Here is a 26,030-nt window from a genome sequence, read left to right as displayed (position 1 = left end):
GACGCACATGTCTTATACCGCCGAAGCCATTGAAGTCCTCTCCGGCCTGGATCCGGTGCGCAAGCGACCAGGCATGTACACCGACACCTCGCGGCCCAATCACCTCGCCCAGGAAGTTATCGACAACAGTGTCGACGAAGCGTTGGCGGGGCACGCCAGCTCGGTCCAGGTCATCCTGCATCAGGATAATTCCCTTCAGGTGATCGACGATGGTCGCGGCATGCCGGTGGACATCCATCCAGAAGAGGGGGTTTCAGGCGTCGAGCTGATCCTCACCAAGCTGCACGCCGGCGGCAAATTCTCGAACAAGAACTACCAGTTTTCCGGTGGTCTTCACGGGGTTGGCATTTCCGTGGTCAACGCGTTGTCGACCCGAGTGGAGGTGACGGTCAAGCGTGAGAGCAACGAATACCGCATGGCATTTGCCGACGGTTTCAAAGCCAGCGAGCTGGACATCATCGGAACGGTTGGCAAGCGCAATACCGGCACCAGCGTGCACTTCTGGGCCGATCCGAAGTACTTCGATACCCCGAAATTCTCGATCAGTCGACTCAAGCATGTGCTCAAGGCCAAAGCCGTGCTTTGTCCGGGACTGAATGTCAGCTTCGAGGACAAGAACACCGGGGAGAAGACCGAATGGCATTACGAGGATGGTCTGCGCTCATATCTGGTCGACGCTGTCAGCGAGTTTGCTCGGCTACCCGACGAGCCCTTCTGCGGTAGCTTAGCCGGCAGCAAGGAGGCGGTTGATTGGGCCCTTCTGTGGCTACCGGAGGGCGGGGACAGTGTCCAAGAAAGCTATGTCAACCTGATCCCCACTGCGCAGGGCGGCACCCACGTCAACGGCCTGCGTCAGGGGCTGCTGGATGCCATGCGGGAATTCTGCGAGTTCCGCAATCTTCTGCCTCGTGGCGTCAAGCTTGCGCCGGAAGACGTCTGGGAGCGGATCGCATTCGTGCTCTCGACAAAGATGCAGGAGCCGCAGTTCTCCGGTCAGACCAAGGAGCGTCTGTCTTCGCGGGAGTCGGCCGCGTTCGTCTCCGGGGTGGTCAAGGATGCCTTCAGCCTGTGGCTGAATGCCCACCCCGAGCTGGGCTTGCAGCTCGCCGAACTGGCCATCAGCAACGCCGGGCGCCGGCTCAAAGCAAGCAAGAAGGTCGAGCGCAAGCGCGTCACCCAGGGACCGGCGCTGCCCGGCAAGCTGGCCGACTGCGCCGGGCAGGACCCGGCGCGCTCCGAGCTGTTTCTGGTCGAGGGTGATTCCGCGGGCGGTTCCGCCAAGCAGGCGCGCGACAAGGAGTTTCAGGCAATCATGCCGTTACGCGGCAAGATCCTGAATACCTGGGAAGTCGACGGCGGCGAGGTGCTGGCCAGCCAGGAGGTGCACGACATCGCCGTGGCCATCGGCGTCGATCCCGGCGCGGCGGATATTTCCCAGCTGCGCTACGGCAAGATTTGTATCCTCGCTGACGCTGACTCGGATGGTCTGCACATCGCAACCTTGCTCTGCGCGCTGTTCGTTCGTCACTTCCGCCCGCTGGTGGATGCCGGTCATGTCTATGTGGCCATGCCGCCGCTGTACCGCATCGACCTGGGCAAGGACATCTTTTATGCGCTCGACGAAGCCGAGCGTGACGGCATCCTCGATCGCCTGCTGGCGGAGAAGCGCCGTGGCAAGCCGCAGGTCACGCGCTTCAAAGGTTTGGGTGAAATGAACCCGCCTCAGTTGCGCGAAACCACCATGGACCCTAATACACGCCGACTCGTGCAGTTGACCCTGGATGACTTTGACGGCACGCGTGAAATCATGGACATGCTGTTGGCCAAGAAGCGCGCCGGCGATCGCAAGAGCTGGCTGGAATCCAAGGGCAACCTCGCGGAGGTGCTGCTTTGAACCTTCGTTGGGTGGCGCTGCTGGGCGTGCTGGCGGTGCCGTTCTCGGCAACGGCCGCGCCCGAACTGACCATGCTCAGCGAGCATCCCGTCGAGGGGGTCGCCGCGGGCAATCTGTCCGGGCTGGCCTGGTGCGGTGATGCGCTCTGGGCGGTATCCGACCGAGAGGACAATGTGCTGTACCGCCTCGATGCCAGCGATACCGTCTGGCAGGCCGAGGCCGAGCGTTTCGAGTTGCCTCCCGTGCCGAATACTGGCCTGTCGTGGGGCGTACGTATGCGCTCCGCCTTCACTGGCATGTTGCGCGGTGGAGAGATGGATTTCGAAGGCCTGAGCTGCGACAGCCTGGGCAATCGTTATCTGGTCAGCGAAGCGCATGCCGCTGTGCTGCGAGTAAGTCCAGCGGGCACTGCAGAGTGGCTCAATTTGCCGGGCGCGGTGGTGCGTCAGGCAAGGGCTAGCGGGATGCTGCTCAAGTTCAACGCCATGTTCGAAGGCGTAGCGGTCGATCCGGGCGCCGATCGTTTGTGGCTGGCCGCAGAGCACAGTCGCCGAGGTTTGATGGTGACCCACCGAACGCAGAACAGCTGGCGCTGTACTGGCGGCTGTGTATTGCTGGTCGGCGGCGGACGCGATTCAACGCCCCCCGAGATGGGCGACGACACCCAGCCGCGGCGCTTTTCAGGGCTCACCTTCCATAACGGAAAACTGTTTACGCTTGAACCGGTGACTCACCGGGTCTGTCGGCGGAATGTGGAGAATGGGCACCGTGAGGCCTGCTGGTCCTATGCAGACACGGCAATGGCTGAGTCGCGCCGTTACGACACGCCTTTCGGCAATGCCGAAGCCCTCTGGGTCGACGCGGAAGGCGCCTGGATCGGGCTCGACAACAATGAGCTTACGCGTGCCGACGGCGAGAAGCGTCCTGTCGTCTGGCGCTTTGCTGCGCCCAAGGGCGGTTGGGGTGCCAAGCAGTGAGTCAGCCTGCCGGGCGTCGCGCCGGGCGCATCATGCTGGTCCTGGCCTGGGGGGCTGGGTTGCTGCTGGCCACGCGGTTCTTTTCGGACTGGGAACAGAGCCGCTTCAACCCCAATCGCGAACCGGTGTCGGTCATCCAGGGCGAGCAGATAGAGGTGCACCTGGACAGCAACCCGCAGGGGCATTTCGTGGCCGATGGCCAAATCAATGGCGAGACAGTGACCTTTCTGCTGGACACCGGCGCTACAGATGTCGCAATTCCCGCCAAGCTGGGTGATCGCCTTGGCCTGTCCCGCGGCGCTCCGGTGATGCTGCACACCGCCAACGGGCAGACCGCCGGTTACCGGACCGTACTGGACAGTCTCGCCCTTGGCGACATTCTGCTGCACGACGTACGTGCCATCGTGGCGCCCGGCTTTGGTGGTGAGCAGATCCTGCTTGGTATGAGCGCCCTGAAACAACTCGAATTCACCCAGCGCGCAGGCACTCTGGTGCTGCGCCAACACGCCACGGATCGACCATGAGCGAAACTATCGACCTGAGCCTGGACGGCGTGGAGCGTCGCTCCCTTGCCGACTTCACCGAGCAGGCCTACCTGAATTATTCGATGTACGTGATCATGGATCGCGCACTGCCGCATATCGGTGATGGGCTCAAGCCCGTACAGCGGCGCATCATCTATGCGATGAGCGAACTGGGACTGAACGCCGATTCGAAGCACAAGAAGTCGGCGCGGACGGTGGGTGACGTGCTCGGCAAGTTTCATCCCCACGGTGATTCGGCCTGTTATGAAGCCATGGTGCTGATGGCTCAGCCGTTCAGCTACCGCTATACGCTGGTTGACGGCCAAGGTAACTGGGGCGCGCCGGACGATCCAAAATCCTTCGCGGCCATGCGTTACACCGAGGCGCGGCTGTCGCGCTACTCCGAGGTCTTGCTCACCGAGCTGGGTCAGGGGACCGTGGATTGGGTGCCCAACTTCGACGGCACCCTGGACGAGCCCGCGACCCTGCCCGCGCGCCTGCCCAACCTGCTGCTCAATGGCACTACGGGGATCGCGGTCGGCATGGCGACCGACGTGCCGCCGCACAACCTGCGCGAAGTGGCCGCCGCGTGCGTGCGTTTGCTGGACGACCCGAAAACTACCGTCGAACAGCTCTGTGAGCATGTGCAGGGCCCGGACTACCCGACCGAGGCGGAAATCGTCACACCGCGCGCCGATCTGCTGAAGATTTACGAAACCGGCCGAGGCTCGGTGCGTATGCGCGCGGTGTATCGCGTCGAGGACGGCGATATCGTGGTCAGCTCCCTGCCGCATCAGGTCTCCGGCTCCAAGGTGCTGGAGCAGATCGCGGCGCAGATGCAGGCGAAGAAGCTGCCGATGGTCGCTGATCTTCGTGACGAATCGGATCACGAGAACCCGTGCCGGATCGTCATCATTCCACGATCCAACCGGGTAGACGCCGACGAGCTGATGCAGCACCTGTTCGCCACGACCGAGCTGGAGTCGAGTTACCGGGTCAACACCAACGTTATCGGCCTTGATGGTCGACCGCAGGTGAAGAACCTCCAGGTGCTGCTCAGCGAGTGGCTGACCTACCGCATCGGCACCGTCCGGCGGCGCCTGCAGTTCCGTCTGGACAAGGTCGAGCGACGCCTGCACCTGTTGGAAGGTTTGCTGGTCGCCTTTCTCAACCTCGATGAGGTGATCCATATCATCCGTACCGAGGATCAGCCCAAGCCTGTGTTGATGGCGCGCTTCGAGCTGTCCGAGCTGCAGGCCGATTACATCCTCGACACCCGCTTGCGCCAGTTGGCGCGGCTGGAGGAAATGAAGATCCGCGGCGAGCAGGACGAGCTGGCCAAAGAGCGGGAAAAGTTGCTGGCGTTGCTCGGCAGCGAGGCCAAGCTGAAGAAGCTGGTACGCAAGGAGCTGATCGCCGACGCCGAGACCTACGGCGACGACCGCCGTTCGCCAATCGTTGCGCGCGCCGAAGCACGCGCGCTGTCGGAAAACGAATTGCTGCCTTCCGAGCCGGTCACCGTGGTGATTTCCGAGAAGGGCTGGGCGCGCTGCGCCAAGGGCCATGACATCGACGCCACCGGGCTGTCCTACAAGGCCGGCGACGGCTTCAGGGCGGCCGCTGCAGGTCGCTCCAATCAATACGCCGTGTTTATCGATTCGACCGGGCGCAGCTATTCGCTGGCGGCCCACTCGCTGCCCTCGGCGCGCGGCCAGGGCGAGCCGCTCACAGGCCGTCTGACGCCACCTCCTGGCGCCGGTTTCGAGTGCGTCTTGCTGCCTGAAGACGAGTCGCTGTATGTAATTGCTTCGGATGCCGGTTATGGCTTTGTGGTTAAAGGCGAGGATCTGCAGGCCAAGAACAAGGCCGGCAAAGCATTGCTGTCGTTGCCTGCTGGCGCGCGAGTCGTCGCGCCTCGGCCGCTGAAAAGCCGTGACCAGGACTGGTTGGCGGCCGTTACGACCGAGGGGCGGCTGCTGGTATTCCCGGTGCGCGATCTACCGCAGCTGGGCAAGGGCAAAGGCAACAAGATCATCGGCATTCCGGGGGATCGGGTCGCCAGTCGTGAAGAGTATCTGACGGACCTCGCCGTGCTGCCGGAAGGCTCGACGCTAGTCTTGCAGGCCGGCAAGCGTACCTTGTCGCTGAAGAGCGAGGATCTGGAACATTACAAGGGTGAGCGCGGACGGCGGGGCAACAAGCTGCCGCGCGGCTTCCAGCGCGTGGATGCGCTGTTGGTCGAATAAGTTACAGGGTCGAAGAGGCCCTGAAGGCTGGCTTCTGATGGGCGTTTCGCGGAAGATAGCCGCCTTCCGATTTAGCCGATTAGCGATGCGGTGGCTGCAATTGCCGGCTGCGTCGCGGGCCAAAAAGACAATCAGCGCGGTGGCTGACGGTAAAGGATGGCGGCGGCGCCGACAGATAGCCGCCTTGCGACGTCGCCCAAGCCCGGTGCAAAGGTAGAGATGAACGTGCAACGCTTCACAACTGTATTGCTACTTGCCTGTGCCAGTCTGGCCGGGTGTGTCACCCAACCCGTGCCGATGTATCGACTCGACAACGGCGCTGTGGAGATGCCGGCGCAAGCGGCGGATGGCGCAGCGGTTCTCTTGGGGCCGGTGAGGTTGGCAGACTATCTGCAGCACGACGCCTTGCTGCAGCGGCTGCCGGATGGCAGCCTCGCCGCTGACGGCCAGCGGGCGCGCTGGGCAGGCAGCCTGCAGGGCGACATCAGTCAGTTGCTGTTGCGCCAGTTGGCCTCACGCCTGAAGACTCAGAGCCTGGAGCTGAGTCCCGGCAGTAAGGGCTTCAGCCCTGAGGTTCAGATTGAGCTTGAGATTACCCGCCTGGATTCCGGTCCTCAGCATCCTGCTGTGCTGGAAGCTCAATGGCGCGTGCTGGACGGGCAGGGCAAGCGCCAAAGCAGTCGTCTGGTTCGGTTGCAGGAGCAGCATCAAGGCAGCGCGACCGATCAGGTGCGCGCGCAAAGCCTGCTCCTGCAGCGGCTTGGTGAGATGATGGCGGGTGCGGTGGAGCCAGTGATGGTGGCCAAGGCGCGAACCAAACACAGCGTCAGCAAAGCACCGAGCAAGCCAGAGGCTGCTCCGGCAATCCCAGCGGTGGAGCCCATCAGGACTGACCTGGAAGTGTTTCGCTTCTGAGCAGGTGACCCTCGCTCAAAGCGTCCATACGCACCGTTGCGCTCAGTTCGGGCAAACCCGGTAGGTGGTTCGTACCCGCCGCGTCGTGGACAATTCCGCTGGCGTAGCTGGCATCAGCCTCTTGTAGTAGCTATCCGACAATCGCTCCGCAGCGATGCGAGCGCGCTGATCACACTCTGCGGATTTTCAACCTTTTCGACTGATGCCATAGCCACGATGGCCGGCTCTCATGTTTCGGCCGAGTGCTGGCGTCAGCTGATGCGGTTGCGCAGCTCGTGCATGCGCGCGAGCTGGCGCTCCAGTAGCGAGGGGTAGGGTTCGAGCAGCCGTTCGACGCAGCAGGCGCCCTCCGGGCTTGCAATGGGGCGGATGCGAGCACGCTGGCGAATCAGGTTGTCTTCGCCAATTCCGCGTTCGACCAGCAGCAGGTTACGGCTGTGCTGCGACATGGCCAGCGCGGCCTGTGCCGGTTCGCTGAGCAGCAGATCACCTTGGCTCAGGTCATAAAGCCCTTCGCCTTGAGTGAGCCCCAGTTGCAGCTGCAGCGTGATGCCGCTATCGGCGACCTCGATCTGCAGGGCGTGGCCCAGCGCGCGCATCAGCTCGCCACAGCAGAGCGCATGGGTCAGGTAGTTCTGCTCGTCGTCCTGGCTGTGGAAGAGCATCAGGCTGCTGCCGTCGTTGAGCGTATGCAGCTCGGCCTGATACAGAGTCGAGGCCTGTTGCAGGCAGTCGCTGTAGCGCTGCAGCAGCTCAGTCAGCCGTGCGCGAGGTAGGCGGCGCAGTTGTTCCTGGGCACCGAGCTGAATCGCCAGCACACCGCTTTTGCCAGTCGTGGCTGGCGCTGCGGGGGTGACCACTCCCGGTGCAGGCGCTGGCTGCGACTTGGGCTCATCGAAGGGCGGATCGTCATCGAAATCGTTGTCGAGTGAGTCGTCCGTAGCCTGATCTTCCGTCGACAGGCTTTCAGCCACATCGTCGAGATGGCTCCGAAGATCCGTGTCAGAACGCTCGTAGTCTTTGACCGGAACTGCGACTGGCACCTCGAAATGCGCCGAATAGAGATCCTCCATGCTGTCGTCCAGCTCGATCTCCGGCTCCGGCTTCTCGGGCACCAGGCGTGCCTGCAACTGCCGCGCAAGTTCACCAATCTCATCTTGCCGACCTGCGCCCGGCGCCGGGTCATCGGGGTCGCGCAACCACAGGCGCAACTGCATCAGGGGAAGCGAGAGCTGCCGGCCCAGGCGCATGCTTAGCGTAAGCGTCAGCGCCAGCAGGATGAGGCTGAGCAACCCCATGCTTTGCAGGCTGATGGTCATTGGTTGCTGGAACTGCTGCATGTCGAGGCTGATGCGCAAGTGCCCGGCGATCACCTCCTGGAAACTGATGGGGGTGGAGTAGAGGCCTTCCTCGTCGCCCAACAGACTTCGCTGCGGGCGGGCGCCCGACTCCGCCAGCACGCGGTTGTCCACACTGTAGATCGCTGCGTGCGCCACCAGCGGGTTCTTCACCAGATTGCTCAGCAGCACATTGAGGCTAAGGATGTCGTTGGCCACCAGCAGATCCGTCGCCGAAGCGGCCGTCTGGGTGATCAGGCTTTGGCCGAGGGCATCGGCCTGCTGCTCCATCGCATGCTTGAATTGCATGCCCATGACCCAGGCGTAGATGATCAAGGCCAGCGCGACCAGCAGTAGCGTGTGGCTGGCTACCCGCAGAACCAGCGGAACACGACGCTGGCGCAATGCGCGATAGATCAGCAGGAAGAAATTGTCGGGCTTGACGGATGCGGGCCGGTTCACAGAGCGCGGCTCTACTCTTGAGGAAAGTGGCGCGCAGTATACGGAAAGCGCTGTAGGGGCTAAAGGTCACTCGGTCAAAGCAGACGAATTGCAGACCCGGCAGAGTGCAGATGCATGTTTAAAACTGGTGGTGTGCTGAAGCGTTAGCGCAGTCCTGCTGTTATAGAATGCCGGTCTTCTTTGCATAGGAGCTGCGCCTTGCGCGAAATCGTCCTGATTAACATCACTGGGGAAGACCGCCCCGGGCTGACCGCGGCAATCACCGGCGTACTCGCTCAAGGTGGTGTGAATATCCTGGATATCGGTCAGGCCGTGATCCACGACACCCTGTCGTTTGGCATTCTGGTGGAAATACCCGATACCGAGCGTGCCTCTTCTGTCCTCAAGGACGTGCTGTTCATGGGGTACAAACATGATCAGCAGGTGCGCTTCACGCCCGTTGCGGAGGCAGACTACCAGCAGTGGGTGGCCGGGCAGGGCAAGCCCCGGCACATCGTCACCCTGTTGACCCGCAAGGTGACCGCCGAGCAGTTGCAGCGCGTCAGTTCGATCACCGCCAAGTATGGCTTGAACATCGATCACATCGACCGTCTTTCCGGTCGCCAACCGCTGGACATGCCGGAAGAGCTGGGTAAGGGTTGCATCGAGTTTTCAGTTCGCGGCGAGCCTGCCGATACCGCAGCGTTGCGCGCCGAGTTTCTCAGCGTGGCGCAGGAGCTCAACGTCGATATCGCTTTTCAGCGCGACTCGGTTTTTCGTCGCAATCGCCGGCTGGCGGTGTTCGACATGGACTCGACACTGATTGAGGCGGAAGTCATTGACGAATTGGCCAAGGTGGCCGGAGTTGGTGACCAAGTTTCGGAAATCACTGAACGTGCCATGCGCGGCGAGTTGGACTTTCGCGCGAGCTTCCGGGAGCGGCTGGCATTGCTCGAAGGCCTTGAGGAGCACGCGCTGGCGGAAGTGGGTGCCCGGCTCAGGCTCACCGAAGGCGCCGAACTGCTTTTTGCCGAGCTTAAGCGCCTCGGCTACAAGACCGCCATCCTGTCGGGGGGCTTCACTTATTTTGCCAAACAGCTGCAAGCCAGACTGGGCATCGACTACGTCTATGCCAACGAGTTGGAGATAGTCGATGGCAAGCTCACCGGTGTAGCACAGGAGCCTATTGTCGACGCACAGCGCAAGGCGGATCTGCTTCGCGAGCTGGCCGAGCGGGAGGGCCTGAGGCTGGAGCAGACCATTGCCGTTGGCGACGGTGCCAATGATTTGCCGATGCTTGGGTTGGCGGGGTTGGGTGTCGCCTTCCGAGCCAAGCCTCTGGTCAAACAGTCGGCCAAGCAAGCTATCTCGACCTTGGGTTTGGACGGGATTCTTTACCTGCTTGGCTTCCGCGATCGTGAAGGAACGGAATAGGTGAACTGGAAGCTAAGCGGTTAAGGCTTCAGCTTCCAGCTAAGGCTTGCCTTATGGCTTTATCGCCACCTTGAGAACCCCGTCGCGCTGATTGGCGAAGAGCTCATAGGCGTTGGTGATGTCGTCGAGGGCGTAATGATGGGTCACCAAAGGGGCGAGGTCTACGCGCCCTGAGGCCACCACATTCAGCAACCGCCGCATCCGCTCCTTTCCTCCCGGGCACAGCGAAGTCACGATCTTGTGGTCGCCGAGCCCGGCATGGAAGGCGCCAAGCGGAATGGTGAGGTCGGCTGAGTACACGCCCAGGCTAGAAAGCGTGCCGCCAGGCTTGAGCACGCGCAAGGCGCTTTCGAACGTCGACTGTTGGCCAAGTGCTTCGATGGAGGCGTCGACGCCGCGGCCACCGGTGAGCCGGAGGATTTCCTCGACTACATCCGTTTGCTTGAAATTCAATGTCACGTCAGCACCCATCTGTCGCGCAATGTCCAGGCGCGCATCGACACCGTCGACAACGATGATCATCCCGGCACCCCGCAGGCGTGCCCCAGCGGTCGCGCAGAGTCCGATCGGGCCCTGAGCAAAGATGGCCACTATGTCGCCGATCTTGATCTTGGCGGCTTCGGCGCCAGCGAATCCGGTAGACATGATGTCGGGACACATCAGCACCTGTTCGTCGGTGAGGCCGTCTGGGACCGGCGCCAGGTTGCCCTGAGCGTCCGGGACCAGTACGTACTCGGCCTGGGTGCCGTCGATGGTGTTACCGAACCGCCAGCCGCCCATAGGCTTGTAGCCGTGGCAGGCGCAGCCGCCGTCCTGCGAGGAAAGACCGTCCTGGCTGGCATAGGAAGAGAAGTTAGGGCAGATCGCGCCGGCGATGACGCGCTGACCCTCCTGATAGCCCTGTACATTGCTGCCGAGCTTCTCGATCACCCCCACGGGTTCGTGACCAATGGTCAGGCCGGCGGCGACGGGGTACTCACCCTTGAGAATGTGTACATCGGTGCCGCAGATGGTCGTGGTGGTGATGCGGACCAGGGCGTCGTTGGGTCCGACGTCGGGGATGGGTTTGTCAACAAGCTCGATTCGACCGGGTTCGACGAACGCGGCGGCTCTCATCATGGTCATGATGTTTTCCTCGCAGGCTGGGTCAGAACACTCTAGTCCAACCCTGGCAATGGAGCCTGACAGAGGTCAATTACTGCGGGATCGCGGTGGGGTGGACCGGTCCTTTGGTCGGGAGAGATACGAGCGGTCGCAGGGAGGTCGTTCCGCTGGCAGTCAATCCTCGTCAGAGGAAAAGTTGTAGTCCATCGACTGGCTCGGGCCCTGCAGGTATTGCCCTTGGATATAGCCGACGCCCGCCTGCCAGAGCGTGGCCAGTACGGTGGCGCTGTCTACGAAGGGCACAATGGTCTGCTTGGCCTGTTCATGCAGCTGCGCCAGGAGCTGCTTGAGCGCTTCCTGATTCTCCTGACGGCTCAGGTCCTGAGTATAGGAACCATCGATCTTCACAAAATCCGCGTCAAGGTGCTTCAGTGTATTGAGTGGGTTCAGCACGCAGCCGAACTGGTTCAGCGCTACGCGGCAGCCGAGTCCTGCAAGCCCCTGAGTAAGTGCCTTGGCCTGTCTCAGGTAAGCGACGGCGTCGTTTTCGTCCAGTTGGAAAACCAGTGAATCAGGCGGCAGTCTTGAAGCCTTGAGAGCCGCTCCCAGCCAGCTAAGCAGGGATGGATCCTGCAGGCTGGTGCCGGACAGGTGAACCATCAATCGCGTGCTGTGGCCCTTGTTGCGGTGCTCGGCGAGCAGTTTGATCGAGTTTAGCAGCACCCAGCGATCGATCTTGCTGGCCAGTCCTGCCTCTTTCGCCGCATCGAGGAACTCGCCCGGTGGCACCTCTGCGCCTTCGGGATCGAGCAGGCGAAGCAGCACCTCATAGTGTTCGTGGCTATCCCCGCGCAGACTGATGATCGGTTGGAACAGCAGGCGGAAGCTGTTCTTTTCCAGCGCCTGCTGCAGCATCGCGAGGACATTGCCGCGGCTTGCGGCAGCCGCCAGCTCGCGGGCCGGGTCATAGATTCTCACAGCATTGCCATCGGTCAGCTCTTCGGCGCAGCGGTGCGCGCGGTCAACCACGTCCCGAGCTTTCGCAGTTTGTTCGTCGAGGGCGGCAACACCGATACTCAGACTGGTCTGAACGGTACGGCCGCCGACATCGAACAGATGTCCTTCGACCTTCTTCAGCAATTCGGTCAGGGGCTGTTCGAGCTGCTTTGGCGTAGCCTCATCCATCAGGACCGCGAAGGCATCATCCCCGAAGCGCGCCAGCTCGGCATTCTGTGGGAACTGCCCGCGCAGCAGTTGCGCCAGTTCGGCCAGCAGTCGATCCGAATCGCCAAGGCCAATCTCGGCCTGCAGGCTGGCGAAGCGATCAATGCGGAGGTAGGCGAGGCTGGAGTTCTTTCCGGCATTCACGGCGCGCTCAACTGCGCCATCCAGCGACTCAAGGAAATGGTTGCGGTTGTAAAGGCCGGTGACCAGATCCTGGCTGCTGATCTCGCGCAGCTTTTCCAGTTCGGCATTGTCACTTTCTGCACGAATGACGACCTGAATGCAGGGCTCTCCGTCGTAGCTGGCAGGCGAAAAATGCATGCTTGCCTTGAAGCTGCTGCCATCGGCTCGGACGCCTCCGCAAACCAGTTCGGCGCTGCCCTGTAAACTTTGATAGTTCTTCAGAAAACCTTTGAACTCGCCCTGATCGCAGGATGCAATCAGGTCAATCATCGGCATGCCTTCGAGTTCTTCCACATCCTCGTAGCCAAAAAGCTCGAGATAGGCGCGGTTGGCGTAGATATGCATGCCGTCATGGACATAGGCAATGGCATCCACCGAGCTCTCGAGCAGCAGCTGACAACGCTTTTCGGCTTCGCGTAGAGCCAGTTCAGCGGAGCGGCGAGCGCGGCGCTCTTCGAGGTTCGCCAGCTCCCTGCTGGCTACCAGAATCAGCCATTCATCCTCACCTTGCGGCAGCGCGCCCTGAGCGCCCAGAGCAAGGGCTTCGGTAATCGCGTCGCTGTCGTTGCCGTCGATCAGTTGGATGACCGGGATGTCCTTGGCTTGCTTGTGGATCGCACCTATAGCTTCGCTAGGATCGAGGTTGGTGCTGGTCGGCGCATTGATCAGCAAATCCCAGGTCTGCTGCAGCACATCAGCCAGGTCTTCGCTGGATGTCAGTCGATGAACGCGCGTCGCCTGGCCTGCGTTACGAAACAGGCTGACCAGTCGCTCAGCTTCATTCTGCGAATCCTCGAGGATCAGCAGGCGGATGGTTTTCTTTTGCGGGGCCATGGCTGCAGCTTTAGAACGCGCCGTAGAAGGGGCGTGGAGGCTAAAAAACGGTGATCGGCAATCTACAGCGTGTTCCAGAGTGAGTCAAAATCTTCGCCCCGTGAAGTCGCCTGGGTGCCCCGCGCTGTGATCGGCGTCTCCTGAGCGGAAGCGGTGAGGCCCAGCAATTGATACTCGAACTGGTTATAGCTGCTGGTGCCCGCTTGCCGACAACACAGCATTGCGCGGTGCTCGTCACCGTTCTGGTTGATCTGCACCTTCTGGCCTTCTTGGAAGGGCAGGCGCGGAACGATCAGCGTAGCTGGGCGCGAGATCACGCTGATTTCCGGTAGTAGCAGGGCGCGCAGGTATTCGCTGCCCTGATCAGTCTTGCGTAGCAAGCGAAGCCCGCAGGGCTGTGCCTGAGGCGCGATGAGCTCAACCCCCATCTGCGGTCCGCTGCCGCGGACTTGGCGGACCCAGCGCACCACTGCGACGCTCCAGGTTTTGCTGGCGGTGTCCTGCAGGCCGAGCAGCTCGCCTGCCTGAAGTTGCGCGGGGACCTCGCCCGGCCAGGACAGGCAGTAACCACCAGGGCTCTGGTCGACCCGTTGCACTTCGAATGTTGGAAACAGGTTCTCGGCTGCAGGTTGTGCGGCGTCGCCTTCCTCAATCATCTTGGTCGATGCGGTAACAGGACGCACGAACTCAATATGGTCCTCCTCGGGCAGTCGCTCTTCCTCCACGACTTGGGCGTCGAACGCCACGGACCAGACGTCAGGTGCGGCATTGTTCAGTTTGAATACAGCGGAGCGAGTCGCGTCAGGACGTTTCAGCAGCTCGCCGAAGGGGCGTTGGTCTGCTAGGTAGTAGTGCAATGCGCTCATGCCGATGCACAGGGTCATCGCGCCCTGTGTCGGCGCACGTTGAAAGCTGCGCTCGGAAATGTCGCCCCAGGCGGCAACCAGATGTTGCAACAGGTCCGGGTTCAGCCCTTCCGGGATGGCGAGGGCTTTGTGCTCAGGGGCCTCTGCGGGCGACTGCAGGTGTGACTGGATGGCTTTGACCAGACCATGTGGATCGATGCCGAGCAGATCGGCGCGGGCACTGGCTGGATACATCGATCTGTAGCGCGGTGGACCATCGATACGCGGGGATACGCCGAACAGGCTGGTCGGGCCCAGCCCGGCCTGCAGATGGACCAGGGCACTCCAGGGTTCGAGCAGTTGCGCGAGTTGACCAATACCTTGCTGACGCATCTGGTTGCAGCGTGCGCTGCCCAGCATCAGCGCAACGATATAGCTTTGTTCCGCGCTGAGGCCTGGGACCCTGTAGCACAGGTCGTCATTAACGATGGTGCGGTGTACGCCGTGCGTAACGGCCAACGCGTACAGCTGATGCAGCTCCAGCCACAGGCCTTCAGGAGTTGGACTGTAGAGCTGTGTAGAGCGCACGAGCATGGTGCTGAGGCTGCGGATAGCACGCTGCAGGGCAATGGTGAGCAGCTGCAGGCGGTCACGCCCAGTCTGTGGGGCCAGCTCGGCGGAGATCAGCTTGTAACCGATGGCGAGGTGGTTGTGCAGTGCCTGGCAAAGGCTCGCCACCTTTCGCGGTCGCTCGCCGAGCACGATGGGCTGGTTGATGAAGTAGCGTTCCAGTTCCCGGCAGACGAAATGGATTTCTGGCCGCAGCAACTCGAGCAGCTGCAGTCTGTTCGCCGCCGTTGTACGAAACTGATTGATCTCGCGCATGGCCTGATACAGCTGTCGCGCAGTCTCCCCAAGGTTCGCCTTGGGCAGGCCGGAAAGCCAGCGTCTGACGCCGCGCACGCTGGCCTCGCAGAAGGATAGCTCCTGACAATCCGGCGTCGGCACGCGCAACAATAATGGCTGGCTCTGATTATCCAAGCGATGAACTCCGTGGCATGCCTGCAGGCGTACCACCAACGGCGATGGTGGGCTTTGGGTGCTCGTCACGCCGTAATGTCAATATGCAATCGTTATGGTCAATCATAGCGAACCAGCAGCAATTGGCCAGCGCTAGCCGACCATTGGCGGGTGTCAGAGCTGAGGAGAGTCAGAGGGCGTTAGCGCAATGTCGCTCGCCGGCTTGGCTTGTCCAAGCGCTTCTCCCATGCGGACCGGTGTCAGTGCCGACAGCTGCTCGGACCAGGCAATCCGGTCCGCTCCAAACAGCAGAATAACGGTGGAGCCGAGCTTGAAGCGGCCCATTTCGGCGCCCTTCTCCAGGCGTATGGGCCCGCGCGCTGCTTCGTCGTAGTGAAAGGTCTTGAGCGTGCGTTTGGGCGGCGTTACCAGTCCGGCCCAGACGGTCTCGATGCTGGCGACGATCATTGCGCCCACCAGCACCATGGCCATCGGTCCGTGTTCGGTATCGAACAGGCAGACCACCCGCTCGTTGCGAGCGAACAACTCCGGGACCCCTTCAGCCGTGACGGTGTTCACCGAGAAGATGCGGCCCGGGACGTACACCATTTCCCTCAGGGTGCCCGCCAAAGGCATATGCACACGATGGTAGTCCTTCGGCGACAGGTAAACGGTGGCGAAATCTCCACCCATGAAGGGCGCGGCACGTTGATGGTCGCCGCCAAGCAGTTCCATCACGCTGTAGCTGTAACCCTTGGCTTGAAAGATTCGCCCTTGCTCGATCTTGCCCAGCTGGCTGATGGCGCCGTCACAGGGGTTGAGGACCGCGCCGGGGGTCGGGTCGAGCGGGCGGGCGCCGTCTTTCAGCGCCCTGGTAAAGAAGGCATTGAAATGTTCGAAGGCAGTCGGCTCTTCGATCTGCGCTTCGTGCATCGGCACGTCGAAATGACGAATGAAGGCCTTGATGAAGCTGTTTTTCACCCAGGGCAGGCGGCACTCGGAGAGGCAGCCGGCGAGGCGCGAAATAAGGTGATGTGGCAGCAGGTGCTGGATGAATACAAACAAGCGATCTTTCATGGATGACCTTTTCATTGCTGGATCGGGGTATCGGGTAGGTTGCCCCATTCGCCCCAGGAGCCAGGGTATCCCTTGACCCGCGGATAGCCCAAGGCCTTGGCCAGCAGGTAGGTGAAGCCGGAGCGGTGGTGCGTCTGGCAGTGGGTGACAATTTCCTTGTCGGCGGTAATGCCGAGCGCTTCCAGCCGTTCAGCGATGTCTTCGCGGATGCGCATCGCACGTGCCGGGTCCATGGCTGCGGTCCACTCGAAGTTGACGGCGCCGGGGATGTGCCCCGCGCGTGCTGCGAGTGCTTTCTCGCCACGGTATTCCTCAGGCGAACGCGCATCCCAGATGACCAGGTCGGAAGCACCGAGCCGGCTTTCGAGATACTCACGGGTCGCGCTAGGGGCTTCGTCGAGCTGCAGTGGAACCGGTCCGCCCGCAGCGGCAGGGCTGTCCTGCGAGAGGGGGCGCTGCTCTGCCAGCCAGGCGTGCAGGCCGCCGTTCAGATAGTGGTAGTGGGGATGGCCGATAACGTCGAGCAGCCAGATGAAGCGGCCGGCCCAGCCACCCCCTTCGTCGTCGTAGACCACGTAGACGGCGTCGTCACGATGACCCAGTGCTCCAAACAGCGCTTCCAGCTGAGGCTTTCCGGGCAGTTGTCCCGGCGCTGGCGGTTGACCGAGCTGAGTCTGCTTGGGGTCGACGAAGCGTGCGCCAGGCAGGTGCCCTTCGGCGTAGCGGGCCGCGCTGGTCAGGTCGACCAGAATCAGCTCCGGGGCATTCAGGCGCTCGGCCAGATCGGCGGGTTCGATTACCAGCGGCAGGGTGGAAAAGGCGGACACGGCAAGCCTCAAGCGGATGGAAAGGGGCAGTCTAGCGAAAAAATCAACGGACGAATCAACGGACGCGTTTGCTGAACGTCGCCAGGGCGCGCTCGATGCACTGGGCCGTCTTGGTGAAGGCCTGCAACCCCATCTCGCTGAATGCCGTGTTGTTCTGATCTACCACCAGCAGCATCACCACACGATCGTCCAAGCCGACTGAGCGCAACAGGACGTGTTCGCTGGGGAACAGTGCTTTGAGTGCGCCGGGTAACAGCGCGGTGAATTGGGCAAGGTTATCCGGCTTCAGTCTCAGTAGAGCCGGTTTTTCCAGCAGTCTGCGCAACACTTGGCTTTGCTCGGGTTCAAGTGTCAGGCGGGTGGCCTCGCTCGGCAGTCCGCTGGCTTGTTGGCCGACCAGGCGTTGCTGCTTGCGATCTACCATCAGCAACAGTACGCGTTCCATGCCCGCGCACGTCAGTGCCTTGCAGGCCGTCGTAGTGAGTTGCAGCACATTGTCGAATGGGCAGGGAACGCTGAGCAGCTCGCGGCAGTGCTCGCGCCACTGGGCCAGGGTTTCGGTGTCTGGCAGTTTCGCGGTTTTTTCCACCTGGAATAGGCTTTTCCATGGCCAGAGCAGGCCCTGGGCCGGATGCCACAGTTCGGTTGGGCCGATCACGCGGGCGCTGGCCACCGCCTGCTGATGCGCCATTTGCTGCAATTCGGCGAGCGGGACCTGAAGGTAGAGCCCGGCGAGCCGCTGCCAGCGCAGGCTGTGAATGCCGCTCCAGCTGTGGTGCGCCGACAGCGCCAGGCCGTTGGCGAGCACAATGGTGTTGCTCGGCAAGGTGAGCCAGCGGCGCAGCGAGGGGTCGGCGTCGAGCATTTGTTGCTGGTGCAAGGGGTGTTCATTATCGCGAGCGATATGCAGTGCCTTGATCAGCATCCGCCGGTGTTCGTTGAGGAGCCGGTAGCCTTGGGCAATCCAGCCGGGCAGCCCCCAATGCTCGGCGGTGGCAATGCAGAGCTCGAGCAAGGAGACGCCGAGCAATGACTGCTCGACCTGGCGAGCGGGCTCGCGCTTGACCAGAACGCGCTGCTCCCAGTCTTCCAGCAACTGCGGGTGCGCGGCGACAAGTGCCCATGCCGGCGACAGAAACAGCAGACTGCTCCAGTGGATCTCCTGCCAGAGCCGCGCGAGGCGTGAGGCGAACAACCCGTTTGCCTGCTGGCTGGCGTGACTGCTGATCAACATCAACTGCCGCAATGGCGCTGGAATATCGGTTGGCTGCGCGGCGGGCACTTTCGCGAACAGGGCTTCGGCGCGCTTCAAGCCGATGCGGCTCAGCGCAACCTCAAGGCTCTCGGCCGGTTTGCTGGTTGATGCCGCGCTGCGGTTTGCTTCGCGGATCACGGTAAGTGCGAGGACCGGGCTTTCCTGGATGAGATCTGAAATCTCGCGCATGGAAAGGCTGCTGTCGCCCAATGCCCGTTGCACTCGGGCATAGGGACCGGCAGCCGCCGGCAGGACAACGGCGTCCAACGTCTTGAGCCAGGCTTCAAGCGTGCGGGGGAGTGGTGTCGTAGTCATGGCGCCGCCGAACTAGCATTTCATCGGGATGGCCTTTAGTCTGGCGCAAAAGTTCCGATAACCAGAACAATTCTTTTCATCTGCCCTTCCGCCTGACCCCAATCGAGCTCGTGCGACATCGCGCGGCTTGTTTCAGGTGCCCTGAGATCAGGTTTTAGACGTACCTACCTATGGCAAAAATAATCGGCATCATCGTGGTAATCGCCAGCGTCCTTGGCGGTTTCATTCTGTCCGGCGGCAAAGTCGCCGCACTCATTCACCCGTTCGAGGTAATGATCATCGGTGGTGCCGCACTTGGCGGCTTTCTGCAGGCCAACCCTGGCAGCACGACCAAAATCGTGTTCAAGAAATCGCTGCAGATGTTTGGCAATCGCTTTACGCACAAGTACTACCTGGAAGTGCTGGGGATGCTCTACGAGATCCTCAACAAGAGTCGCCGCGAGGGCATGATGGCCATCGAAGCCGACCTGGAAGATCCGGCAGCCAGTCCGATTTTCAGCAAGTACCCGGCGATCCTGAAGGACGAACGGATGACAGCCTTCGTCTGTGACTACTTGCGCATCATGTCTTCCGGCAACATGGCCCCGCATGAGCTGGAAGGCCTGTTCGACATGGAGCTCAACGGCCTCAAGGAAGAACTTGAGCATCCGTCTCACGCCGTGGCGAAGATTGCAGACGGCTTGCCCGCGATGGGGATCGTGGCTGCGGTACTGGGTATCGTGATCACCATGTCGGTGCTCGCTTCGGCAACCAACGCGGAGATCGGTGAAAAGGTTGGTACGGCCCTGGTAGGTACCTTCCTCGGTATTCTGGCGTCCTACGGCTTCTTCGGCCCGCTGGCGGCGGCGCTCGAGCACGACGCCAAGGAAGAACTGAATCTGTACGAGGGCATCAAGGCGACCCTGGTGGCCTCGGCGTCCGGCATGCCGCCGACACTGGCGGTGGAGTTTGGCCGCAAGGTGCTGCTGCCGGCGCACCGTCCAAGTTTCGCTGAGCTTGAACAAGCGATGCGTGGTAGCTAAGCGCAATCATGGACAATACCCAACCAATCATCGTCAAGCGGGTCAAGAAGGTCGCCGCGGGCCACCACGGTGGCGCCTGGAAGATTGCCTTCGCCGACTTTGCGACCGCCATGATGGCGTTCTTTCTGGTGATGTGGCTGATGTCCTCGGCCACGCCTGAACAGAAGCGTGCGATTTCGGGCTATTTCCAGGACCCGATTGGCTTCACCGAAAGCGCCAGTCCGCATGTGATAGATCTGGGCGGTACGCCAACGCCTGCGCCGGACCGTACGCTAAACGACGTCGTCGACCCTGCCATGCAGCAGAGCCAAAGCCAGGGCCAGAGCGAATCGGCGATGGATGCAGCGCAGGCGGAAACCTTTGCCGAGCAGTTGGAGCGTGAACGTCTCGACCTGTTGCTTCAGGAGCTGCAGAACAAGGTTGACGAAAATCCGGAGCTGACACGCTTCAAGGATCAGATCCTCTTTGAAATCACACAGGACGGTTTGCGTATCCAGATCATGGATGCGGCCAACCGTCCAATGTTCGCCCTCGGCAGTGCCCAATTGCAGCCGTACTTCGAGGATATTCTGTTGGCCATGGCCGACACCATCCGTGGGGTGCCGAACAAGATCAGCATCAGCGGCCACACCGATGCCAAGCCTTATTCCGGGCGCGGCGAGTTCGGTAACTGGGAGTTGTCGGCCGGGCGCGCCAACGCGGCTCGGCGCACGCTGGTTGCCGGTGGCTATCCGGATGAGCAGATTGCTCGGGTGGTGGGCTATGCCTCTTCGGCCTTGTTCGATCGGGAGAACCCGCTGAACCCCGTCAACCGCCGCATCGATATTCTGGTGCTGACCAGAAAGGCGCAGCGCGACATCGAGGGCGAGCAGTCGGACGCGACGGGGAAAAGCGCAGACTCAGCAGCCACATCAGCAGGCAACGGGCCGGCGCCCTCGGCTGCGCCACCTGACCCGCTGCAAGCGCCGCAGTTGCGCGAGCGGCTGAACATATTCGAGGACGGCGTGCTGCAGTTCGATCAGCCCGGCGGGAACTGAGCCGGGCATCTCAACCGCTTCTGTTTGGCGCTCGTCAGTAGTCGGCTTCTGTCAGGCCGCTGATGATATGTCGGTAGCTGGCCATGCGCTGTGGCTGGATCTGGCCCTCCTCCAGTGCTTTGAGCAGGGCGCAGCCTGGCTCGCGGTCATGCTTGCAGTCGCGGAAGCGACAGTGCCCCAGCAGCTCCTGGAACTCGATGAAACCGGCCTCGACGTCAAAGCGGCTTACGTGGCCCAGGCCGAATTCACGGATGCCTGGAGAGTCGATCAGCTCGCCACCGCCAGGGAAATGAAACAGTCGTGCGGTCGTGGTGGTGTGCGTGCCCTTGCCGGTCATTTCTGACAGCGCGCCCACCCGGGTGTCGACACCGGGCAACAGGCTATTGACCAGCGACGACTTGCCCACCCCGGACTGGCCGACAAATACGCTGACGTGCCCGTCGAGTCGCGCCTGCAATGCCTCCATGCCTGCGCCGCCGTGTGCTGAAACCTCCATCAGTGGATAGCCTAGCTGACGATAGACCCCTAACAACGAGTTCAACGCGCCTTCGTTTTGTGCGTCGATCAGATCGGCCTTGTTCAGCAGCAACAGCGGCGTGATGCCGGCGTGCTCGGCGGCAATCAGGTAGCGGTCGATGAGATTGGCGTGGGGTTCGGGCAGTGGGGCAAAGACGATAACGATCAGGTCGACGTTGGCCGCCACCGGCTTGAGCTGACCGCGCGTGTCGGGTCGGCAGAGTTCGGACTGGCGCGGCAGTTGCGCGACGATGACACCGATGCCCTGGTTGCCCGGCCGCCAGACCACTCGATCGCCAGTTACCAGTGCTGGCAGGTTTGCCCGCAGGTGGCAGCGGAAGACCTGACCACAGTGCTCGCCTTCCTGAGCCTCGACTTCGACCTGCACGCCGAAGTGGGCGATGACCAGGCCGGTTTGTTCCGGGCCGAGATCGCCGCCCTCGAGTTCTTTCACAGCACGCGATTCACGGCGCGCTGCGCGAGTGGCGCGTTCTTCCTGGATCTTCTCGATGCGCCAGCTTTGCCGGCGGTTGAGTTGGCGTTTGGCCATTTGTGTGCGGTGCCCAGGTATGAAAAGAGGGCGAGTCTAACATGCCCGTGAGTACACGCTGTGGGCCTGTTTTTGCTGGGCTTCCGGCCGGTAGACTAGCCAGTATCTACCTCTGGCGGCGAGCGCCCATGCCTGTCTCCTCATTTACCCGTTATCCCGCCTTGCTGGCGCTTCTCAGTCAACTGCTGTCGCTGCTGCTCTGTTGGCTGTTGCTGCTTGCATTGGCACGAATGCTTGGCTGGCATCTCAGCCTTTTAGGGGCAGCCTGTGTGCAAGGTGCGGTTGCTGCAGTGATCGGTCAGCGCCTCGGATTGTCGCGCTGGTGGCTGTCAATCAATCTTGGCTTCGTCCCCGGATTGGTGCTGTTACAGGATCATGCGTTGCCGCCCTGGTTGCTGCTGCTCGGCTTTCTGGTCTTGCTGATGTTGAACTGGAACGCCCTGACGGAAAGGGTGCCGTTGTACCTCACCGGTTCGGCAGCCGAGCAGTGCCTGGCATGTCGGCTAGCCGCTTTACCTGACGGGTTCCGCTTTATCGATCTGGGCAGTGGACTCGGCGGCACCCTGCTGCGGCTGGCACGGCAGTACCCGTCGGCACACTTCGTCGGTGTCGAGACGGCGCCGCTCACTTTTGCGTTGTGCTGGTTGCGCTGCCTGTTCCAGCGCAACTGCCGGGTCCGTTTCCGCAGTTTTTGGCGCGAGCCGCTGGCTGACTACGATGTGGTCTATTGCTTTCTATCGCCGGCACCCATGCCGGCGCTGTGGGATAAGGCCCGCGTGGAGATGAACCCAGGCTCGCTGTTGATCAGCAACAGTTTCGAGGTGCCTGACGTTGAGCCACAGGAAATCCTCGCCATCGATGACTGGCGGCATTCACGTCTGTTCATCTGGCGGCCCGGGGCGGCCGCACAACCTGACGGCCACTCCGCGAGCGGCTAAACTGCGCGCCAAAGCCAAGGAGCTCACCATGCAGAACCCGCAGAATCTCATATGGATCGACCTGGAAATGACCGGCCTGGATCCGGACAACGACGTCATCATCGAGATGGCAACCATCGTTACCGACAGTCAGCTCAATGTGCTGGCCGAGGGGCCGGTCATCGCCATCCATCAGAACGATGAAATCCTCGCCGGTATGGACGAGTGGAATACGCGCCAGCACGGTGGCTCCGGCCTGACTCAGCGGGTGCGCGACAGCCAGGTTTCTAACGAGGAAGCCGAAGCCCAGACACTGGCGTTTCTTGAACAATGGGTGCCCAAGGGCAAGTCGCCTATCTGTGGCAACAGCATCTGTCAGGATCGGCGTTTTCTCTACCGCCGCATGCCTCGCCTGGAAGCCTACTTCCACTACCGCAACCTGGACGTTTCGACGCTCAAAGAACTAGCGGCACGCTGGGCACCGGAAGTGCTGGCTGGCTTCAAGAAGGGTGGCACGCATCTGGCGCTGGATGACATCCGTGAGTCCATCGCCGAGCTGCGCCATTATCGCGAGCACTTCATCAAGTACTGATCACATTGCAGGGTGGGCGAGGTAGGAGCACTCTGGTTACAGACTGCGTGTGCATGGACGCAGCCTGTAACCGGTTACCGCCCCAATTTGCGCAGCTCGTCCGACTCGATCACCCGCGTGCCTTCGGCTTCTTCCAGCGCCAGGCGCCAGAGCGCGCGCGCCAGAATGCAGGCCGAGATGCCGCGGTATTTGCCTGGCAGCAGATAAGAGAGCGGGGCGGTAAGGCGTTCGACCGGGCGGACCTGCATGCGCGGCCCCAGCAGCTGCGATGGGCGCACGATGGTCAATTGCGGCCAGTCCTGGGCGCGTAGCGCTTGCTCCATTTCGCCCTTGACGCGGCAGTAGAAAATCGAACTGGCGGGGTCGGCGCCCAGTGAGCTGACGACCAGCAGATGCCGTGCGCCCAGTTCTCGGGCGCGTTTGGCGAAGGCGACAACCAGATCATGATCGATGGCGCGGAAGGCTTCCTGGCTTCCGGCGTCCTTCAGTGTGCTGCCCAGGCAGCAGAACGCGGTGTCGATACTGCCCGACAGCTGCGGCAGTAGCGCCTGCAACGGCCCGATCGGGTTCTCGAGCCGCGGATGCCCGGCCAGCTGCTTGCGGCTGGGAGCGAGCACGCACTCCACGGTGGGTTCGTTGAGCAGGCGGTCGAGCAGGTGCTCGCCGGTTAGCCCGGTGGCGCCGGCAAGCAAAATACGCTGTGGCGTCAAATACATGGTTTGGCTTCCTGTAACGATCAGTCAGATGGCACTGGCTGCCGATTGCTCAGCTTCCGCCAGTGTTCGACAACCTGCTCGGGCGCCCATATTTGCGGCTCCGAAGCTTGATAGTGGTCGGCTTGCTCCCGTTCGGCAACCTTCGCCTGTGCCAGCGTGAATGCCTGCACAATATCCGAAGTTTCCTGCAAGGCCTCGGCGAAGAGGGCGCGGCCGAAGTAGGTAAAGTCGCTTTCCTCGGAACAGCCAAAGGACACTCGGTCGGCGCGAGCTGCGGTAATCACGAGTGTATTGGGGCTCTTCAGCGGCTCGATAAAACCGCCGGAATAGCAGGCCGAGATGACTAGGATCTTGTTGCGGTCGGCGAGTGGCTGCATCAGCGCGGCCAGGTCCTCGGCGGGCAAATCTTCCAGGGCCAATCGGGGCTGGGCCAGTACCAGCTGGTGGTCGGCCGAGCCGTGACTGGTCAAGTAGATGAAGATCAGGTCTTCCGGGCCGCTGCGCTCGGCCAGGCGGGCAATTGCGCGCTTGAGGTTTTCGCGCGTCGCCAGTGGCCGGTCTGCAAGGTGGTCGCGGTGGTTGACGAGGCTTATCTGACCGCGGGCGGCGAAGCGTTCGGCCAAGAAGTTGTCGACATAGTCGACCTCACGCATAAACACGCTCTGCTGGCCATCGCCGGCAAGGGTCAGGCCGTAGAGTTCGACTGCCGGAGTGGAGGCCGGCACCGCATCAAGGGCGTCCGCCAGCAGCGCTCCCTGGCGCAGCAGGCCTAGCTCCAGCGGGTCGGCGAGGCGCTTGCCTTGAACGTTCTCAATCAGATGACCGGCCCGCCAGGTGCCGCTCCTTTGAGTGCCGTCCGCGAGGAGAAGCGTGCCAACTCCATTGAACTGACCTTCGCGAAAACGGCCACTGTAGCGGCCACCACCAGGCTGTTGCAGGTCACCTTCGCCGTGGTACTGCCAGCGCTTGAAGTGTCCGCCGTAGCGCGTGCCGTCAATGCCGACATATTCACCGCTGCCGCTGAGTTCGCCGTTTTTAAACTCGCCTTTCCAAACGTTGCCGGCAGCGTCTTCGTAGCGGCCCTGGCCATGGAAGAGGTCATCCTCGAACTGGCCCAGGTAATGCTCACCGTCGTTGCCGCGGTAAAGACCCTCGCCGCTGAGTCGGCCGTCGGTGAAGGTGCCGCTGAATACGCCGCTTGGGTCGCTGCGGGTGCCCTCGCCATTGGGCTGGCCACTGGCAAGCGCACCCTCATAGTTGGAGCCCTCTGCCTCCTGCAGCTTGCCAGTGCCGTGGTAGAGGCCATCCTTGAAATCCCCCTCGTAGCTCAGTCCGGGCTCGTTGTAGCGGCCCTTGCCGTTGAGGCTTCCTCGTTCGAAATGCCCCTCATAAACGCCTCCACTGGCGTAGCTGAAGCGACCCTGGCCATCGAATAATCCCTGTTTGAACGCGCCTTCGTAGCGATCGCCATTAGCGCCTCGCCAGACACCCTGGCCATGCCACTGCCCGTCCCTGAAAGATCCGATGTAATGGCTGCCGTTGGGGTAGTCGATACGCCCCTCGCCCTGCAATAGCCCATCGATCACCTCGCCCCGGTAGCGGCCGCCATCGGGCAGCACGGCGTCGGCGGGCATTAACGGTTCGCCATCACCGCAAGCGGTCAGAAAGCAGGCGAGCAGAGCTGGAGCGAGGTGGCGCATGCGGCTATCCAGAGGGGCGACGCTGCAGTATGCCGCAAACTCAGCGGGGTGCGACAACTGCGCCCATTTGGTCAGACAACGCAGAGTGCCAGGGTCTCGGCAATGTAAGCAGGCTTCTCTACACCCTCGATTTCCATCACGGCACGCGATTTCAGGAGCCACTGGCCCGGGTTCTTCTCGTAAGCGTCGAGCAGCGTCGCTGCTACTCGAACCCGCGAGCCCACCCTCACCGGCTGGATAAAGCGCAGGCTGTCGAGCCCGTAGTTGACGCCCATCTTGGTCCCTTCGGGACGGATCATCAGTTCGTCCATCAACATCGGCAGTAGCGACAGCGAGAGGAAGCCGTGCGCGATGGTCCCGCCGAACGGGGTCTGCGCGGCCTTTTCCGGGTCTATATGGATGAACTGGTGATCACCGGTGCAGTCGGCGAACTGATCGACTCGCCGCTGATCGACGGTGAACCATTCGGAGCGGCCTAGCTCTTTGCCAATGTAATCCTTGAGTTCTGCTACGGGTACTTGCGGCATA

The 26,030-nt window shown here is 61.9% G+C and carries 21 protein-coding genes; 10 read left to right on the top strand and 11 right to left on the bottom strand.

Features of this window, described 5'->3' with window-relative positions; all coding sequences use genetic code 11:
* Window positions 1–7: 7 nt before the first annotated feature.
* The 5 genes from parE to CXK96_RS16400 all read left to right on the top strand — a co-directional run bounded on the left by parE (window position 8) and on the right by CXK96_RS16400 (window position 6,556).
* Window positions 8–1,894, top strand: coding sequence for a DNA topoisomerase IV subunit B (gene parE, locus CXK96_RS16420; RefSeq protein ID WP_102837503.1), 1,887 nt, complete (start codon window positions 8–10; stop codon window positions 1,892–1,894).
* Window positions 1,891–2,871, top strand: a complete 981-nt coding sequence (locus tag CXK96_RS16415) for an esterase-like activity of phytase family protein (protein WP_102837502.1) — start codon at window positions 1,891–1,893, stop codon at window positions 2,869–2,871. Before parE ends, CXK96_RS16415 begins: the two co-directional genes overlap by 4 nt.
* Window positions 2,868–3,395 carry a retropepsin-like aspartic protease family protein gene (locus tag CXK96_RS16410; protein ID WP_102837501.1) on the top strand — a complete coding sequence of 176 codons (528 nt, stop codon included), beginning with the start codon at window positions 2,868–2,870 and terminating at the stop codon, window positions 3,393–3,395. The genes CXK96_RS16415 and CXK96_RS16410 overlap by 4 nt, the downstream gene beginning before the upstream one ends.
* A complete protein-coding gene (gene parC, locus CXK96_RS16405; RefSeq protein WP_102837500.1) occupies window positions 3,392–5,641 on the top strand; it encodes a DNA topoisomerase IV subunit A in 2,250 nt (749 codons plus the stop codon). Before CXK96_RS16410 ends, parC begins: the two co-directional genes overlap by 4 nt.
* 219 nt (window positions 5,642–5,860) lie before the next feature.
* Window positions 5,861–6,556, top strand: a complete 696-nt coding sequence (locus tag CXK96_RS16400; protein ID WP_102837499.1) for a PqiC family protein — start codon at window positions 5,861–5,863, stop codon at window positions 6,554–6,556.
* 251 nt (window positions 6,557–6,807) lie between these two features.
* Here CXK96_RS16400 and CXK96_RS16395 read toward each other — a convergent pair whose 3' ends face one another.
* On the bottom strand, window positions 6,808–8,355 hold the full coding sequence (locus CXK96_RS16395) for an AhpA/YtjB family protein (RefSeq protein WP_102837498.1): 1,548 nt from the start codon (window positions 8,353–8,355) through the stop codon (window positions 6,808–6,810).
* A gap of 198 nt (window positions 8,356–8,553) precedes the next feature.
* Between CXK96_RS16395 and serB the strand changes: the two genes are divergently transcribed.
* Entirely contained in the window at window positions 8,554–9,768 is a 1,215-nt protein-coding gene (serB, locus tag CXK96_RS16390) for a phosphoserine phosphatase SerB (RefSeq protein ID WP_102837497.1), read from the top strand.
* 51 nt (window positions 9,769–9,819) lie between these two features.
* Here the strand turns inward: serB and CXK96_RS16385 are convergent, their stop codons facing one another.
* The 6 genes from CXK96_RS16385 to CXK96_RS16360 form a co-directional block, all read right to left on the bottom strand.
* On the bottom strand, window positions 9,820–10,896 hold the full coding sequence (locus CXK96_RS16385; RefSeq protein WP_180981540.1) for an NAD(P)-dependent alcohol dehydrogenase: 1,077 nt from the start codon (window positions 10,894–10,896) through the stop codon (window positions 9,820–9,822).
* A 150-nt stretch (window positions 10,897–11,046) separates the two neighbouring features.
* Complete coding sequence (locus tag CXK96_RS16380) at window positions 11,047–13,113, bottom strand: EAL domain-containing protein (RefSeq protein ID WP_102837495.1); 2,067 nt, start codon at window positions 13,111–13,113, stop codon at window positions 11,047–11,049.
* A gap of 62 nt (window positions 13,114–13,175) precedes the next feature.
* A complete protein-coding gene (locus CXK96_RS16375; protein ID WP_102837494.1) occupies window positions 13,176–14,999 on the bottom strand; it encodes a molecular chaperone in 1,824 nt (607 codons plus the stop codon).
* A 153-nt stretch (window positions 15,000–15,152) separates the two neighbouring features.
* Window positions 15,153–16,055, bottom strand: coding sequence for an archaetidylserine decarboxylase (asd, locus tag CXK96_RS16370; RefSeq protein WP_102837493.1), 903 nt, complete (start codon window positions 16,053–16,055; stop codon window positions 15,153–15,155).
* 11 nt (window positions 16,056–16,066) lie between these two features.
* Window positions 16,067–16,882: a rhodanese-like domain-containing protein gene (locus tag CXK96_RS16365; RefSeq protein ID WP_102837492.1), complete on the bottom strand. Its 816-nt coding sequence runs from the start codon at window positions 16,880–16,882 to the stop codon at window positions 16,067–16,069.
* Window positions 16,883–16,937: 55 nt separating this feature from the next.
* The gene (locus CXK96_RS16360) at window positions 16,938–18,452 is read right to left on the bottom strand and encodes an HDOD domain-containing protein (protein WP_102837491.1); all 1,515 of its coding nucleotides are present in this window, start codon (window positions 18,450–18,452) and stop codon (window positions 16,938–16,940) included.
* Between the two features lie 170 nt (window positions 18,453–18,622).
* On the opposite strand from CXK96_RS16360, the gene motA reads away from it, so the two are divergent.
* On the top strand, window positions 18,623–19,474 hold the full coding sequence (gene motA, locus CXK96_RS16355; protein WP_102837490.1) for a flagellar motor stator protein MotA: 852 nt from the start codon (window positions 18,623–18,625) through the stop codon (window positions 19,472–19,474).
* Between the two features lie 8 nt (window positions 19,475–19,482).
* Entirely contained in the window at window positions 19,483–20,511 is a 1,029-nt protein-coding gene (motB, locus tag CXK96_RS16350) for a flagellar motor protein MotB (protein WP_102837489.1), read from the top strand.
* 34 nt (window positions 20,512–20,545) lie between these two features.
* Here motB and rsgA read toward each other — a convergent pair whose 3' ends face one another.
* A complete protein-coding gene (gene rsgA, locus CXK96_RS16345) occupies window positions 20,546–21,577 on the bottom strand; it encodes a small ribosomal subunit biogenesis GTPase RsgA (RefSeq protein WP_102837488.1) in 1,032 nt (343 codons plus the stop codon).
* Between the two features lie 128 nt (window positions 21,578–21,705).
* Between rsgA and CXK96_RS16340 the strand changes: the two genes are divergently transcribed.
* Both CXK96_RS16340 and orn read left to right on the top strand, forming a co-directional pair.
* Window positions 21,706–22,515, top strand: a complete 810-nt coding sequence (locus tag CXK96_RS16340; protein ID WP_102837487.1) for a trans-aconitate methyltransferase — start codon at window positions 21,706–21,708, stop codon at window positions 22,513–22,515.
* 28 nt (window positions 22,516–22,543) lie between these two features.
* Window positions 22,544–23,086 (top strand): oligoribonuclease, encoded by a 543-nt coding sequence (gene orn / locus CXK96_RS16335; protein WP_102837486.1) that lies wholly within the window; start codon window positions 22,544–22,546, stop codon window positions 23,084–23,086.
* Window positions 23,087–23,160: 74 nt separating this feature from the next.
* Here the strand turns inward: orn and CXK96_RS16330 are convergent, their stop codons facing one another.
* The 3 genes from CXK96_RS16330 to CXK96_RS16320 all read right to left on the bottom strand — a co-directional run bounded on the left by CXK96_RS16330 (window position 23,161) and on the right by CXK96_RS16320 (window position 26,029).
* On the bottom strand, window positions 23,161–23,802 hold the full coding sequence (locus CXK96_RS16330; RefSeq protein ID WP_102837485.1) for an oxidoreductase: 642 nt from the start codon (window positions 23,800–23,802) through the stop codon (window positions 23,161–23,163).
* 20 nt (window positions 23,803–23,822) lie between these two features.
* Window positions 23,823–25,502, bottom strand: a complete 1,680-nt coding sequence (locus CXK96_RS16325) for a C13 family peptidase (RefSeq protein ID WP_102837484.1) — start codon at window positions 25,500–25,502, stop codon at window positions 23,823–23,825.
* Between the two features lie 71 nt (window positions 25,503–25,573).
* Window positions 25,574–26,029 (bottom strand): MaoC family dehydratase, encoded by a 456-nt coding sequence (locus CXK96_RS16320; protein WP_102837483.1) that lies wholly within the window; start codon window positions 26,027–26,029, stop codon window positions 25,574–25,576.
* Window position 26,030: the final 1 nt, after the last annotated feature.

The sequence above is a fragment of the Stutzerimonas stutzeri genome (assembly GCF_002890895.1).
In the GTDB taxonomy this organism is placed as follows: Bacteria; Pseudomonadota; Gammaproteobacteria; order Pseudomonadales; family Pseudomonadaceae; genus Stutzerimonas; species Stutzerimonas stutzeri_AB.
Note: the sequence above shows the minus strand (reverse complement) of the source record. Positions and strands in the feature narration are given on the sequence as shown.

What these genes read in the sequence shown, in the direction of transcription:
- motB (WP_102837489.1), top strand. Translation starts at nt 19,483, where the DNA reads ATGGACAATACCCAACCAATCATCGTCAAGCGGGTCAAGAAGGTCGCC.
- orn (WP_102837486.1), top strand. Translation starts at nt 22,544, where the DNA reads ATGCAGAACCCGCAGAATCTCATATGGATCGACCTGGAAATGACCGGC.
- CXK96_RS16330 (WP_102837485.1), bottom strand. Translation starts at nt 23,802, where the DNA reads ATGTATTTGACGCCACAGCGTATTTTGCTTGCCGGCGCCACCGGGCTA.
- asd (WP_102837493.1), bottom strand. Translation starts at nt 16,055, where the DNA reads ATGAAAGATCGCTTGTTTGTATTCATCCAGCACCTGCTGCCACATCAC.
- parC (WP_102837500.1), top strand. Translation starts at nt 3,392, where the DNA reads ATGAGCGAAACTATCGACCTGAGCCTGGACGGCGTGGAGCGTCGCTCC.
- CXK96_RS16340 (WP_102837487.1), top strand. Translation starts at nt 21,706, where the DNA reads ATGCCTGTCTCCTCATTTACCCGTTATCCCGCCTTGCTGGCGCTTCTC.
- CXK96_RS16320 (WP_102837483.1), bottom strand. Translation starts at nt 26,029, where the DNA reads ATGCCGCAAGTACCCGTAGCAGAACTCAAGGATTACATTGGCAAAGAG.
- CXK96_RS16380 (WP_102837495.1), bottom strand. Translation starts at nt 13,113, where the DNA reads ATGGCCCCGCAAAAGAAAACCATCCGCCTGCTGATCCTCGAGGATTCG.
- motA (WP_102837490.1), top strand. Translation starts at nt 18,623, where the DNA reads ATGGCAAAAATAATCGGCATCATCGTGGTAATCGCCAGCGTCCTTGGC.
- CXK96_RS16325 (WP_102837484.1), bottom strand. Translation starts at nt 25,502, where the DNA reads ATGCGCCACCTCGCTCCAGCTCTGCTCGCCTGCTTTCTGACCGCTTGC.
- CXK96_RS16360 (WP_102837491.1), bottom strand. Translation starts at nt 18,452, where the DNA reads ATGACTACGACACCACTCCCCCGCACGCTTGAAGCCTGGCTCAAGACG.
- CXK96_RS16400 (WP_102837499.1), top strand. Translation starts at nt 5,861, where the DNA reads ATGAACGTGCAACGCTTCACAACTGTATTGCTACTTGCCTGTGCCAGT.
- parE (WP_102837503.1), top strand. Translation starts at nt 8, where the DNA reads ATGTCTTATACCGCCGAAGCCATTGAAGTCCTCTCCGGCCTGGATCCG.
- rsgA (WP_102837488.1), bottom strand. Translation starts at nt 21,577, where the DNA reads ATGGCCAAACGCCAACTCAACCGCCGGCAAAGCTGGCGCATCGAGAAG.